The 14,720-nt window shown below is 56.0% G+C and carries 11 protein-coding genes; all 11 read left to right on the top strand.

Annotated features, from left to right (window positions below):
• Positions 1-30: 30 nt before the first annotated feature.
• Entirely contained in the window at positions 31-1,053 is a 1,023-nt protein-coding gene (locus K0T92_RS01255; RefSeq protein WP_246627783.1) for an ABC transporter substrate-binding protein, read from the top strand.
• Between the two features lie 87 nt (positions 1,054-1,140).
• Positions 1,141-1,818, top strand: a complete 678-nt coding sequence (locus tag K0T92_RS01250) for an SGNH/GDSL hydrolase family protein (protein WP_219870602.1) — start codon at positions 1,141-1,143, stop codon at positions 1,816-1,818.
• 262 nt (positions 1,819-2,080) lie between these two features.
• Complete coding sequence (locus tag K0T92_RS24775; RefSeq protein WP_219870601.1) at positions 2,081-3,694, top strand: AraC family transcriptional regulator; 1,614 nt, start codon at positions 2,081-2,083, stop codon at positions 3,692-3,694.
• A complete protein-coding gene (locus K0T92_RS01240; protein WP_219870600.1) occupies positions 3,691-4,722 on the top strand; it encodes a 3-deoxy-7-phosphoheptulonate synthase in 1,032 nt (343 codons plus the stop codon). The genes K0T92_RS24775 and K0T92_RS01240 overlap by 4 nt, the downstream gene beginning before the upstream one ends.
• A 16-nt stretch (positions 4,723-4,738) precedes the next feature.
• Positions 4,739-5,269, top strand: coding sequence for an NADPH-dependent FMN reductase (gene ssuE, locus K0T92_RS01235; RefSeq protein WP_219871157.1), 531 nt, complete (start codon positions 4,739-4,741; stop codon positions 5,267-5,269).
• Entirely contained in the window at positions 5,266-7,023 is a 1,758-nt protein-coding gene (locus K0T92_RS01230; protein WP_246627843.1) for an ABC transporter ATP-binding protein, read from the top strand. Before ssuE ends, K0T92_RS01230 begins: the two co-directional genes overlap by 4 nt.
• Entirely contained in the window at positions 7,016-8,776 is a 1,761-nt protein-coding gene (locus K0T92_RS01225; RefSeq protein WP_219870598.1) for an ABC transporter ATP-binding protein, read from the top strand. The genes K0T92_RS01230 and K0T92_RS01225 overlap by 8 nt, the downstream gene beginning before the upstream one ends.
• Positions 8,777-8,904: 128 nt before the next feature.
• Positions 8,905-10,764: an IucA/IucC family protein gene (locus K0T92_RS01220; protein ID WP_246627841.1), complete on the top strand. Its 1,860-nt coding sequence runs from the start codon at positions 8,905-8,907 to the stop codon at positions 10,762-10,764.
• Positions 10,765-10,811: 47 nt separating this feature from the next.
• Positions 10,812-12,689 carry an IucA/IucC family protein gene (locus K0T92_RS01215; RefSeq protein WP_219870596.1) on the top strand — a complete coding sequence of 626 codons (1,878 nt, stop codon included), beginning with the start codon at positions 10,812-10,814 and terminating at the stop codon, positions 12,687-12,689.
• Entirely contained in the window at positions 12,652-13,674 is a 1,023-nt protein-coding gene (gene sbnA / locus K0T92_RS01210; RefSeq protein ID WP_219870595.1) for a 2,3-diaminopropionate biosynthesis protein SbnA, read from the top strand. Before K0T92_RS01215 ends, sbnA begins: the two co-directional genes overlap by 38 nt.
• Positions 13,674-14,720, top strand: a complete 1,047-nt coding sequence (sbnB, locus tag K0T92_RS01205; RefSeq protein ID WP_219870594.1) for a 2,3-diaminopropionate biosynthesis protein SbnB — start codon at positions 13,674-13,676, stop codon at positions 14,718-14,720. Before sbnA ends, sbnB begins: the two co-directional genes overlap by 1 nt.

The following is a 14,720-nucleotide window of genomic DNA, read 5'->3' as shown; positions in this document are numbered from 1 at the left end:
CAGTGATCGATAACCGGGAGGAAGAGAGAGATGAAACAAATGAAAGCTGCAACATTGCTCGTATTGCTGGCGGTACTGCTAACCGCCGCTGGCTGCGGAGGGAACAACACCAATCAAGCAGGCGGGACAGGGGAGTCAAAGCCGGCGGCAGGGAAGACGAATGAGCAGGCGGGAGCCGGGACGGTCAACTCGGCTGGCACGGAAGCGGCAGGCGAGCGAAGCATTCAGCATGCTATGGGGACGGCGACGATAAAGGGCGAGCCTAAGCGTGTCGTTGTATTATTCAATGGTATGGTGGATATCGCTGTTGCGCTGGGTGTCAAGCCTGTCGGCGCTGTTGAATCATGGGAGGAGAAGCCGTGGTATGCGTATTTGCGCGCAGGTATGGAGGGGGTAGAGAATTTGGGCGAGGAAACGCAGCCCAATATGGAGGCGATCGTATCGCTTAAGCCTGATCTTATTATCGCCGCCAAGTCGCGCCATGAAAAAATCTACTCCCAGCTTAACAACATTGCCCCAACCATTGTGCTGGAGAAGCTGTTTGATTGGAAAGCAAATCTGGCGACTGCCGCCGAAGCGCTAGGCAAGCAGGATGCGGCCGCCAAAATTATGGATGATTGGAACGCAAGCGTTGCTGATTTCAAAGCGAAGCTGGGCGACCAGCTGAACGGGAAGGAAATGTCGATTGTCCGGTTCGAGTCTGACGGAACAGCCAGGTTCTATGTGTCGGGCTTCGCCGGCGAGATTTTTGACGAGCTTGGCTTGGCGCGGCCTAAGGCGCAGCAGGTCGAGGGCAAGACAGCCGTGACCCTGAATACGAAAGAACAGATGGGACAATTGGACGGCGACTATATATTTGATATATCCCGAACATCTGAAGAAGATGCCAAGACGAAGGCAGATTGGACCTCCCATCCGCTATGGAGCAACCTTAGAGGGGTGAAGGATGGCAATTATTTCTTGGCGAATCCGATCATCTGGAATTTGGGCGGAGGAAGCACGGCTGCACAGCTGCTCCTGCAGGATTTGTACACATTCTTTGGGCTGAAGTAGGGCGAAAGCAACCGCATACCAAGCAAAACGAACCGAAGCAATCTCCAGCATTTCAATAAGAACGCGAAGGAGGCGGGATAGAGTCGTATGGAGCCGAAAAGCATGCTGCTTGTTTTGGCTGGCAATTCACTCTCGCTTCCGAGGCCGCATCAGATCAAAGCCTTCGATCCTGCCACTGAGCGCGGGCTGGCGATTTCGTATACGGACACTTACGGGTATTTGCTGAATCTGGCACTTGCAAGGCAATACCCGGAGTATGCCGTCAGCGTCCAGAACCGGTCGCAGCGAGGCTATTCGATTCTGGATGTGCTGCATCAAATCGAGGATCATCTGTACTATTTTCAACCGGATTACCTTATTCTGCATATTGGCATCGTCGATTGCTGGTACAGGGCAGAGCTGGAGGGCAGGAGCTATGTCAACATTCAAACCTTCACGAAGAGCTGTCTCAAGCTGGTGGAACATATGCGGCGGCGCCCGGAAACGAATTTGCTTGTAATCGGGATTGCGCCGACGTCCTGCAAGATGGAGGAGCGGTATCCTGGCATTTTGCAGCAGATAGCCGATTACAACCATGTCTTGTCCTGCATAGCTGACCATCATCAAATTCATTACGTCGATCTGGCCTCCCATATTTCTCCGCATGATCCGCAGCAATATTTACTGCCGGACGACCAGCATTTGAACAAGGAGGGGAACAAGCTGGTTTGTCAGCAATTGCTGCAGGTAATCCGCTCCGGGGCGGGGATGCCCAAGCCTGTATGATGGGAGCCTGCCTGTAGACGGAGTCCATTGTTGAACAGAATGGGATGGATTCATTGGGGCTAAAATGCCTGCCAGCGTGCAGGTATTTCACCTTCGGTTCTCCTTAACGGCAGATTTTCCCTCAAATACTCTGTCACTCTACCTTCAAACCACACTTGGAGAAGGTAAAAGCTGCGCTGGGGAACCTCCCGGGAACAATAAATAATCTACTTATGGGATAGCCCCCACTAGGAATGAAATCGGGAAAGGACTGAGTTGCGGCGTGTACGATAGAAATAATTCCTTGACGAAACGTTCCGTTCAATTCCTTACTTCCATTCGCAAGCGGGGCTGCGCAAAGGATAGCCGCCTGCGCTTCAGCGGGTTTCCTTCGGCGATGCTGTGCTTTATAGCGGAAGGCAGGGGAACGCTGCTTATCGGCAGCGAGCGGAGAGATTTCGAGCCGTCCCAGCTTTACTATGTAGATTGCGATACGGAGGCAGAATTGTCGCTGGCCTCGGAGAGGCTCGAAGTGTATACGATTGCTTTCGAGCAATACAACGATCATGCCGGAACCAAGCAAGCAGCAGCGGTGCAAATGCACAGAGAATCGCCGGATTTGTTCATACCGGGCTTGATCCGCACCAGAAAATCAAAGCAAATTTTGAACCGCATAGAGCTGTTATATGAGGCAAGCCGCCATTCTTCCGATGGGATGAGGCTTCATCTGCAATTTCAAGAGCTGCTCTATCTCATCCTGCAGGATTGCAGCGACCGTCCGCGGCAGCATACGGCCAAGCAGGGCTTGCATCACGTCATACAATTTATGAAGTCCCATTTCCACGACAAGATTGATATGAAGACCCTTTCCGCCATGGCAAACCTTACCCCAAGTTCATTTTCCCGCTTATTCAAAAAAACGATGGGCGAATCGCCTATTGAATATTTGACCCGCATCAGAATTGACAGCGCCAAGACGCTCTTATCGCAGAAGGGCAGCAAGGTGCGAGAAGTCTCTGCCGCCGTCGGCTATGAGGACGAGTTTCATTTCAGCCGCATTTTTCATCGCGCAGTTGGCGTATCTCCTACCTTCTATATGAAGCGAAACCGGTTGAAGGTCGCGGTCGCTTCCTGTCTTCAGCTGCAGAACAGTCTGCTTTCGCTCGGCGTAGAGCCCGTCGCATCTGTCAATTGCTGCAAAAATCCAGGCATGGGAGAGGTTGAATACGAATATTTCTTCACGAATCAGTGGGAGCAACTGGTGCGCTCCGCCCCGGATATACTGATTGGCGATGCTTATCATAAGCACCTGTATGACAAGTTTTGCGAGATCGCCCCTTCCGTCGTGCTGGCATCCGATGGCAATTGGATCGTAAATTACCGCAAGATGGCTGATATATTGGGCCGGAAGCCGGAAGCGGAGCAGACGATCCATCAGCTGGAGCTGCGTGTAACGGAGGCAAAGGGCTTGCTGCAGCGCAAGCTGGAGGGCAAGACGGTATGCGTTATTCAAGTCAGCCATGATGGCATCGGCATTCAGGGAGCGATTGATCATCCGCTTAATGAGCTGTTGTATCGCGACCTCGGCTTGAGACCGGGCAGGAGCGTGCCGCTTCATGCGAAAATGCTGGAGCTGCCTCCAGAGTGGCTGCCGCCGCTGGAGGCGGACTATCTGTTCATCCTGCAGAAGCATGAGCGTGCCGGCAGTGACCATATCTATGAGCGTCTATGCGGTGTGCCGGCATGGAAGTCCATTCACGCGGTCAAGAACGGCAATGTGAAGGCTGTTCCGCATTGGCTTCGCATGAGCTGGACGCCATCAGGGCGCAGCGCCATTATTAACGAGCTGTTGGAACTGACAGGAATTCCAGTAGAGGAGGCGGGATACGGAACATGATCGTTATTACCGAAAGCCAGATGACGGCGCAGAGCAGAAGCGAGATGATGGGGCTGATCGAGGAATATGGCTTCAAGGCCAAGCAATCTCCTGATCTGGGACAGGATGTTACTGCGCTGTACGGCAAAGGGAACAAGGCAGTCGCCGAGCGGCTGCGGAGCTTGCCGGATGTAAAGCGGGTAACGGCGGGCAAGCCGTACACGCTGGCAGATCGCGAATATCAGCGAAGGAATACTGTAATTAGAATCGGCGGCTTGACGATTGGCTCAGATTCGCTGGCCGTTATCGCTGGGCCGGGAAGGGTTCGCTCTTACGAGCATTTGTCCGCGATTGCGTCATGGATGAAGCGATGCGGGGCGCAAATTTTGCGGGGCGAGTTTGTCGTCGGCGCCGAGGAAGGGATGGACATCGACGGGCTCCGCATGATGAAGGAGGTGGCGCAGCAGTACGGGCTCACTACGTTGACGACTGTGCCGGGACCGCGCCAGGTGGAGCAATGTGCGGCCTATGCGGACATTCTGGCGGTTGGAGTCAGAAATATGCAGAATCGGGATTTGCATAATGAACTGGGCGATCTGTCCCATGCTGTCCTTCTCCGGCGTGGGCTAAGCGCAACTTATGCGGATATGTTGAACGCCGCCGATTATATTCTTCAGCGCGGCAATCCCAATGTCATCCTGCTGGAGCGGGGGATCAGAACCTATGAGCCGTATACCGACAGCACATTGGACATCGCGGCGGTTCCGGCTCTGCAGACGCTGAGCCATCTGCCGGTATTCGTGGATGCGACTCATTCCGCCGCAAGGGGGGAAATGGTCGTGCCATTGGCCAGAGCAGCGGTTGCGGCCGGGGCAAGCGGCGTTTTTCTTGGCTTTGACCTTGGAGATCCGGACAGCTCCCGGCTGGCGCTGGCCCCTGAACCCTTCGCGGAGCTGATGCGGGATTTCAGTACGCTTGCCCCCGTTGCAGGGGGACAATTCCTTCATGGAGGTGATGCGGAAGAGAGAACAACGATAGAAACGAAATGAAGAATGGAGGAGAATGATGAAACAAGCGGTCATTATCGCCGGGACCCCGTCCCGGACATCGCGGCTGACAGGTGTATTGCAATATTTGGAGCGCATACTGAAGGCAGACGGCTGCACGGTACGCTGGATCGCGGTTGCGGACCTGCCGCCGGAGGATCTGGTCTATGCCCGCTTTGACAGCCCGGCTATTGCAGAGGCGAATGAATTGGTGAAGCAGGCGGAGGTGCTTGTTGTGGCGAGCCCGGTCTACAAAGCTTCCTATTCCGGTATTCTGAAGGCGTATCTTGATCTGCTGCCGCAGAAAGGGCTTGCGGGCAAAACGATACTTCCGGTCTTCATCGGCGGCTCCATGGCTCATTTGCTGGCCATCGAGTATGCGCTGAAGCCCGTTCTGTCCGTACTGGGAGCCTGTCATCAATTGGGCGGGGTCTACGCTGTCGAGACTCAAGTCGCGAGAAACGCTGACGGCTCTTATGAGCTGGCTGAGGAACTGATGGAGCGATTAAACGATGCGGCAGCGGATTTGGCCGAAATGTGCAGCGTATGAGCGGAGAAGCGGCAGCGAGCATGGTGCAGGTATGGCGGTGGACGCTGTCGTTCATGAAGCCGTACCGCCGGCAGCTCCTGCTGCAGTTGACGCTGGGCGTGCTGCTCACCGCCTGTGAAATGATGGTTCCGAAATCATTGGAGCTGTTCATTGATCATGTCATTCCTGAGCGGAATTGGAGCTATTTTGCAGGACTGCTCGCTGCCATGGCGGTTATGGTTGCGCTGATGCTCGGCATGCGCGCGTATCGCAATTTGATTGAGCGCGAGCTGCGGGAGAAGGCGGCAAGCGATGTGCAGCTGGCCCTCTTCCGCAAGCTCCGGGAGCTAGGCTTCTCTTATTATGAGAAGCATTCCACCGGCGATTCCCTTTCGCTCATGAATACCGAGGTCAGCGCGATGCAGACGATCTACCAGCGGCATTGGCCAGAGCTTGTCCGCTGCTCCCTGTACGTCCTCGTTATTGCCGTTATGCTGGCTATTCTTCACGCCCCGCTCCTGCTGTGGACATTGCCCTGGGCCGGGCTGTACGCCATCTGCGGCCCATTGCTTGAGCGCAGATCGATGCTCGGCGTCCTGCGCATGACAGAGGAACGGGTCGCATACGGGCAATCCGTCTACGACAGCATTTCGGCGCAAGCCGAGCTGCGTGCCCACGGCAGGCTAAACTGGGATCGGCAGCGCGTTCTGCAAGATCTGGAGCGTTATCTTCGAAGCTGGAGACGAATGACGGTTCCGTTGTGGCTGCGGGGCGTGCCGCGGAGAATCGTCGTGTACGGCAGCGCGCTCACGATGTTTGCCTACGGTGCGGTTCTCGTCCGCGACGGCTTTCTGTCGGTAGGCGAGTTCGTAGCATTCGCGCTGTATTACATGATCATGATTTTTAATTTGACGCTCGTCATTACGATTATGACGGAGATCAGAGTGCTCATGTCGCAGGCGGGCAAGCTGTACCGGCTTGCAGAGCAGAAGGCGGAGCTGACAGAGGCGGAGCATCCTGTAAAGCTGCCCGCTGTCAAGGGGCATCTTGCTTTTGACTGCGTATCTTTCCGTTATCCCTCCGGCAAAGCCGACATTGTCCGCGCCTTCAAGCTGGATGTGAGGCCAGGGGAGAAGGTTGCGCTAGTAGGTGAGAGCGGCGGCGGCAAATCGACGATTCTCAAGCTGCTGGGCAGATTCTATGATCCCACAGAAGGGCGCATCCTGCTTGACGGGGTCGACTACAAGGAGCTGTCCCTGCGCCAGATCCGGGAATCGATCGGGTTTGTTTTTCAAGAAACGTACCTGTTCGGGACTACGATCCGCGATAATATCCGCTTCGTCAAGCCGGACGCGACCGATGCGGAGGTGGCAGCGGCAGCGAAGGCTGCTTATTTGCATACTTTCATCGAAGGGCTGCCGCAAGGGTATGAGACAGAGGTGGGCGAACGCGGCTACCGCTTGTCAGGAGGCCAGAAGCAGCGGATTGCAATTGCAAGAATGTTCCTCAAAAATGCTGCGGTCATCGTGCTGGATGAAGCAACCTCTGCACTTGACAATCACAGCGAGCAGGAAGTGGTACAGGCACTTGAAGCATTGATGAGGGAGAAGACGATTGTGACGGTAGCCCACCGGCTTACAACGGTCCGCCACTATGACCGCATTGTTGTGCTGGAGCGGGGCATGGCCGTAGAGGCAGGCGGCTTCGATGAGCTGCTGCGCCGACGGGGTGCCTTGTACCGGCTGGTCGAGGGGAGGGCGGACGGAAGTGGATGACGCAAGATGGCTCTGGCGCTATATCCGGCGTGAGCAGTGGGGGCTCGCTGCCATGGCGGCTGTGTTTTGCGGCACTTCGCTGACGGAGCTTGGCACGGTCTATATTCAGAAGCTGCTGATCGACGATGTGTTCCTGCCGCAGGATTTTGGGCGGCTGCCCTCTATTCTGCTGCTGCTGGCCTTGATCTGTCTGTTCAATATCGGCTTCAATGCAGTTGGCGCATTTGCGTATACAGGGCCCTACAGCCGGATCAGCAGCAGGATGGCGGATGATCTGCTGAGGGCGGTTCATGCTCTGCCGATACAAGAATTTCAGAAGGAGCGGACTGCGGTGTACGTCAATCATATGACAATCGACATTCCGAGAATATGCGAATTCTCTGCCCGCACATTACCGCAGTTCGCAGCCAAGTTTGCCATGCTGGCGGTTCTGCTGCTCACAGTCGGAAGCGGCAGCCTGCCCTTGATCATAGTCATGATTATTGTAAGCGCAGTATATAGCTTATTGACTAAGTATTACCATTCAAGGATGCAGCGAATGAATCGCGATGTGCAGTCTGCACGGGACGGGATGATTGTTACGATTGAGGAAGGGATTGCATCTACGCGCGAGGTGCTTGCCAATTACCGGATGGAATGGGAGGAAGCCCGCTACAGAGATTCCTTTCACCGTTATTTGGCCAAAGTGATGGAGCAGGGAGCATTGGTGAATCGCCAATTATTCGCCAGTGAGCCTATCCGGTGGGGGGCGCTGCTTGCGGTGCTCGGCTTCGGCGGTTATCTGGTGCTGAACGAAGGGCTGTCAATCGGGACATTCGTCGTTATTTACTCCTTGACTCAAAAATGTATGGACACATGCAATGAGTTGTTCGAGCAGGTTATGCGGCTATCGGAAAATATGGGCTATGTCGAGAGGCTTCGGCGGATGCTGGAACGCGAAAGCGAGCCGCAGGGCGATCTGCCACTGAAGCTGCCAGTGCGGGAGATCAGGTTCAACTCCGTTCAATTCGCATACGGACCTTCGTTGGACCCGGTATTAAAGGAGCTGACCTTGCATATTCCGGCAGGCAAAATAGTCGGGTTTGTCGGCATGAGCGGCGGCGGCAAATCGACGATAGCGGGTCTGCTGATCCGGTATTATGAACCGCTTCATGGCGTCATAGAGGTAGACGGCATGCCGCTTCAGCGGATCAGGCGCCAGGAGTGGCACAGAGTCATTGATATTGTCTTCCAGGAGCCATACCTGTTTCCGGGCTCTATCAGGCTGAATTTGACATTGGGGCTTGAGGACATTGCGACCGATAGATTGATGGAGATATGCAGGCTTATGGGGCTGGATGATGCGATCTCAAGCTTGCCGGGCGGCCTCGACGCTCCGGTCGGTGAACGGGGAATCATCTTGTCAGGCGGACAGCGCCAGCGTCTTGCTCTTGCCCGGGCGATGCTTGTCAATCCGGACATTCTCATTCTGGATGAGGCGACCTCTGCGCTTGATCTGGAGACGGAGCGGATCGTGCAGCGCAATCTGGAGCAGCTGCGTGCAGGCAAGACCACGATTATTATTGCTCATCGGCTGTCGACTGTGCGCCATGCGGATCTCATTCATGTGATGGACAAGGGACGTATCGCGGAGTCCGGTACCCATGAGGAGCTATTGCTCGCGGACAAGCTGTACAGCAGGATGATGATGCAGGGGGTGGAGAGGAGGGGGGCCGGGAGGGAGACGGGAGATCGATTACTGCAGCAAAGATGATAAATGCTGTCATGGACGCGAGATGTCCATGATTCATGAGTCATAATTGATAATGATAATCGTTATCTTTTGTCGTCGATCAATATTTGCTGAACCTTAACACAAGAGGAGGAGGGAATGAAGTGGAGATGCGGGATTGGAGCGGCAGTCTAACGCAGATGGGACATGTGCTTGGCTCTGGCGCATACGTTAAGGCAAGAAGACGGCTGTTCCGGCAGCTTGTCGAGGTGCTGATGTACGAAGGCATCGTCGCATTTCGGGCTTTGCAGGAGCAGGACGGATTAACACTCTATGAGATTGGCGGCATGGATGAGCAGGGATGCCGCATAAGCTATCTGTGCCGTGGACGCAGAAGACTCGTCTTCGGACGCTATCGTCTGACAGAGGAGCCGGTAAGGCGGCTGCGGGAAGGGCAGGAGATGGAGGCTGACGATATCGCCAAATTTATCGCCGAGATTATCCCCGGTTTGGCGAGCGGACGAGCGGGCAGCAACGAGAATGCTTCCGGCTTGGCAAGCGGGCGAGCGGGCAGCATCGAGAACGCCCCCGGCTCGGCGATCCGGCATGCGGACACCATCGGATTTACCCGGGAGCTGGAGCAGACGCTCATCCATCATGCTTTGGCCCAAGCTTGCGGGGGCGAGGCGAATGTGCATGGCGGGAGCAGCTACGATGATCTTGAAGGCGGCATCAGGGACGGGCATCCGTATCACCCCTGCTTCAAGTCGAGAATCGGCTTCAATCTGGAGGATAACGAGCGGTTCGGGCCTGATTCCGATGCCCGCTTCAAGCTGCTCTGGGTTGCGGCGCATCGTGATGACGTACTGCTGTCGGGAACGGGCGACGCCGATTATCGCGCTTTTATCCGGCGGGAGCTGGGGGACGCTGTTTATGCCCGATTCGAACAAATGCTGCATGGGGCGGGATATGAGACCGGAGCCTGTCTTATGCTGCCCGTCCATCCATGGCAGTGGCAGGAGATTGGCTGCCAGCAGTTGTTCCGGCTCATAGCCAAAGGGAGAATGCTGCTGCTGGGGGAAGGTGCTGACCTCTATTCGCCCCAGCAGTCGATCCGAACGCTGGCGAATCGGACTTGCCCGGAGAAATGCAGTATCAAGCTTTCCCTCGGCATCGTGAACACCTCTTCCCTGCGGACGCTTGCAGCGCGCCATGTCCGCAATGGCCCCATCGTATCCGAGCGGCTTCATGAGGCGGTATGCGGCGACCCATATTTGCAGGGTGAAGGCGGGCTTGTTCTGCTCCAGGAATTGTTCGGCATTGCGCTGGAGGGGGCGCAGCTCCCCGGACTGGTACGGGCAGCATCCTTAGGATCGCTTGGCGCGATATGGAGAGAGAGCATCCATTGTCATCTGCGGGAAGGGGAGGCAGCGGCGCCTTTTACAGCGCTATGCCATGTGCGCCGGGACGGCCGTCCCTTCATTGACGAGTGGGTGGAGCGGCACGGGCTGGAACGCTGGCTGCGGCGTTTGCTGCAAACGACGTTGCATCCGCTTCTGCATCTGCTGTTCGCGCACGGGATTGCGGTCGAAAGCCATGCGCAAAACCTGCTGCTTCTGCATCGTGACGGCATGCCGTCCAGACTGGCTGCAAGAGATTTCTCCGGGGGCGTGCTGTTCTATAAGGGCAAGGGAGCGGAGCCGGATCTGCTGCCTGAGACGGAGGCAGGCGGTGAGGTGCGCGATATTGTGCACAATGCGTTGTTTTTCATCAATCTGGCGGAATTGTCTCTCTTTCTGGAGGAGCATTACGACTGGCCTGAACTGAAATTTTGGGAGGAGCTTCGGGGGATTATCCAGGATTATCAGGAGCAGTTTCCGCATTTGGCGCAATCCTTCCGCGATTTTGATCTGTTCGGGGCGGAGGCCGAGGTCGGTCTGCTGGCCAGGCGCCGTCTGTTCGGGAATGAAGCGGGCGAGCGGGATCATCGTGTTCCGAACGTCCTTCATTATATGGCGACCTATGCTTGAAGCACGGATTCATCATCATTCAAAAGAAAGGCAGGTTGGTTGAAAATATGCCACGATATGACAACGAAGCTTGGTCAGGCTGGAAGGATTGCAATGCGATGCTGCGTTCCGCCGCATATCTGGAATCGCGCAGAAAGGTGTTCCGCCAGCTTATAGAGGCGCTCTTGTATGAAGAAATTATAGAGCCGCAGCTATCCGGACCGCATGACGCTGTGCGCCATTATGCCATTCCCGGCAGGGACGAGCTCGGCGAGCATGTGAGCTATCATTGCACAGGCCGAAGGCTGCTCGGCTTCGGCAGGGTGCGTCTGACGGGGACGGTCATGCGGGGGTCGCGCGGAGAGGAAGAGGAGGCGGATGATCTGGCTATTTTTATGGCGGAGATTGCACCGTTCTTGAAGGAGACGCCGCAGCATCTGGCAGGCTTTGTGAGCGAGCTGGAGCAGACCTTGCTCAAGGACGCGGCTGCCCGCTACCGGCGCAGCCTTATCGGTCCGGCACCGGCAAAGCGCAGCTGCGCCGATCTGGAAGGCGATGTGCTGGACGCCCATCCCTATCATCCGTGCTTCAAGTCCAGAATAGGCTTTGATCTGGAGGACAATGCCTCTTTCGGGCCGGAATTCCATCCTTCTTTCGCGTTGTTATGGATTGCTGTACATCGTGATGCGGTGGAGCTTGCATTGTCGACGTCCTTGGATGAGACGGGGTTCTTCAAGGGAGAACTGGGTGAATCCCTGCATGAGCGCTTCGTGCGAAAGCTGGCCGACGGTGGCAAGGAACCCCCGCATTACCGGTTCATGCCCGTCCATCCGTGGCAATGGAACAACCTGCTGCCTGGCTTGTTCTTCCGGTACATTCACGATGGTACGATCGTGCCGCTGGGAGCGGGCGAGGATGTCTATTCCCCGCAGCAATCCATCCGGACGCTGAGCAACCGAACGAATCCCGCCAGATGCCATGTGAAGGCATCGCTCAGCATTCTCAATACTTCGGCGCTGCGCATAATCGGAGCTCATCATGCGGCCAATGCACCGGCGCTGTCGGATTGGCTCGGCTCCGTTGTTGATGGAGATCCTTACTTGAAGGAAGAGCTGCGTCTCCTTCTGTTGAAGGAGGTTGCGGGCATGTCCTTCCGCTACGAGCTGCTGCCGGAAACGGTGCGTCAACGGGCGCTGGGAACGCTTGGCGTTATATGGCGGGAAAGTGTGGACGCTCATCTGGTCAGCGGGGAAGAGGCGATCCCCTTCACAGCTCTGTGCCATGTCCTTGAGGATGGCAGGCCTTTTATCGCGGATTGGGTGAGCCGCCGGGGGGTGGAGCATTGGCTGAAGCGTCTGCTGCATGTTGCTATGCGTCCACTGCTCCATCTGCTGTTCGCGCACGGCATCGCGATGGAATCACATGGGCAGAACATGGTGCTGATCCATAAGAACGGCGAGCCGTCCCGGATCGCGCTGCGGGATTTGCCCGGCGGCGTCCGCTTCTATGACCGCGCGGCATGGGGGGCATCCCGGCCGGGAGGACTGCGCGAGGCAGTCTCCCATCATCCCAACAGCTACAGCACCTCGGCGATGGAAACGGATCAGGCGTCCAAGGTACGCAACTTTCTGATGGATTCCTTTCTGCAAATTAGTTTGGCGGCATTGTCGGTTTTTATGGAGGAGCAATACAGCTATGACGAACGCAGCTTCTGGGGGCTTGTTGCCGAGGAAATCCGGGACTATCAGCGCAGCTTTCCGGAGTTTCAGCGACAATTCGACATGTTCGATCTGTTCACGGAATCAATCAAGGTTGGCGAGTTGACGAAGCGGAGGCTGTTCGGCGAGCAGGTAACCAGGGATCATGAGGTTACAAATCCATTGGCTATCATTATTCGGGAAGAGAAGGATGGTGCGGATATTGAACAACGGGGCGCTGCAATCTAGCTTTATTGGACGGGAGGTCGCAGAATCTATCGTGGATTGTGTGGGCAGGACGCCCGTGGTTCATTTGAAGCGGCTGTTCTCTGAACGGGATATCGAGGTGTACGCCAAGCTGGAGATGATGAATCCCGGCGGCAGCATGAAGGATCGTCCCGCGAGGTACATGATCGAGCAGGGACTGCGGAGCGGCCAGATCAACAAGGATACCCACTTGATCGAAAGCACCTCGGGCAATCTGGGAATCGGACTTGCGATGGTAGCCAAAATATACGGCCTGAAGCTTACCTGTGTCGTAGATCCCAAGATTACAAAGTCCAATTTGCATCTCATTCGCAGCCTTGGCGCCAATATTGACATGGTGGAGCAGAAGGATGATCAGGGCGGCTATCTGAAAACCCGTATAGAGCGGATCGGCGAGCTGCTGCGGACGGTTCCCGGCGCCTATTGGATCAACCAGTATGCCAATGAGCTGAACTGGCAGGCGCATTATTATGGCGCAGGCGATGAAATAGCTGCCCAGCTTGGCGGAGGGATCGACTATTTGATCTGTGCAGTCAGTACAACGGGAAGTATTATCGGAGTCTCACGGCGGATACGCGAGGTCTCTCCCCATGTGAAGGTGATTGCCGTCGATGCTGCAGGGTCGGTCATATTCGGAGGGGCCTCCGGCCCGCGGGAAATCCCCGGCATCGGGGCAAGCCGTGTGCCCGAGCTGGCTCAGCTTGCGGATGTCGATGAGGTTGTCTATGTGACCGATATGGAATCGGTAAAGGGCTGCCACGATTTGCTCGGCAAGGAGGGGATTTTCGCAGGAGGCTCTTCTGGCTCGCTCATCGCGGCGATCCGGCAGCTGCTGCCGGGTATCCCGCGCTATTCGAGAATCGTCACGATACTGCCCGATAGGGGAGAGCGATATATGGACAGTGTATATAACGAGAGCTGGGCCGCTATGCTTGGAACCAATTTAATAGAGAAGGGGGCCATGTGATGACAGGTGTACCCGCATTGCTTTATTTGAATCGAGAGGCGATAAGAGAGCTTGGAGGAGAATGCTCGGATTTGTATGTGGAGGCCGTTGCCCGGGCGTTCGAGCTGCATGCCAGGGGGCAATATGTTCAGCCGCTGAAGCCGTATTTGCGAAGCAATGCGCAGGGCGGGCATATTGCCGATCGTATTATTGCGATGCCTGCCCATCTGGATGACGGTGCGCCGATGTCAGGGATCAAATGGATCGGCAGCAAGCATGACAATCCAGCAGCAAGAGGATTGGAGCGTGCGAGCGGGGTTATCGTGCTTAACGATCCGTTAAGCAATTATCCGGTCGCGATTCTCGAAGCGGGCTTGATCAGCGGCATGCGGACCGCTGCCGTTACGGTTATTGGCGCACGGCTGCTGGCCAACCCCCGTTTCCGCCAGGTGAGCTGTCTCGGCTGCGGTGCTATCGCCCGGATGCAAATGATCGCGATGCTGGAGCAGTTCCCGGCGATCAGGCTTATTCGGCTCTATGATCGTTGTGCTGAGGCTGCGGAGCGGCTGGCTGCAGAATTGTGCGGCAGGTTTGATGATGTTGAGGTCAAGGTGGCCGGCGATGCGGAGGAAGCGGTACGGGGAGGAGAAGTGATCGTCACCTGCACGGTCGCCGACCAGTCATACATTCCTTTTGAATGGATCAGTAAAGGAGCATTCATCAGCAACATATCGATTATGGACCTGCATAAGGAAGTATTTCTCCGCGCCGATAAGGTGGTGGTCGATGATTGGGAGCAGTCCAACCGCGAGAAAAAGACGATCAACCAGCTTGTGCTTGAAGGCAGCTTCTCCAGAGAGCAGCTGCATGCGGAGCTGGGTGAGATCATCATCGGGAGAAAGCCGGGCCGGGAATCCGAGGAGGAAGTGATTGTCCTTAATCCGATGGGCATGGCTATTCAGGACATCTCCAGCGCTCAAGCGATCTACCGCCTTGCAAGCCAGGCGGGCAAGGGCACGCTGCTGTCATTATACGGCGCCGAGCCGATCGGAACCGGGACGAGGTGA

The organism is Paenibacillus oenotherae (assembly GCF_019443105.1).
Classification (GTDB): domain Bacteria; phylum Bacillota; class Bacilli; order Paenibacillales; family Paenibacillaceae; genus Paenibacillus_Z; species Paenibacillus_Z oenotherae.
Note: the sequence above shows the minus strand (reverse complement) of the source record. Positions and strands in the feature narration are given on the sequence as shown.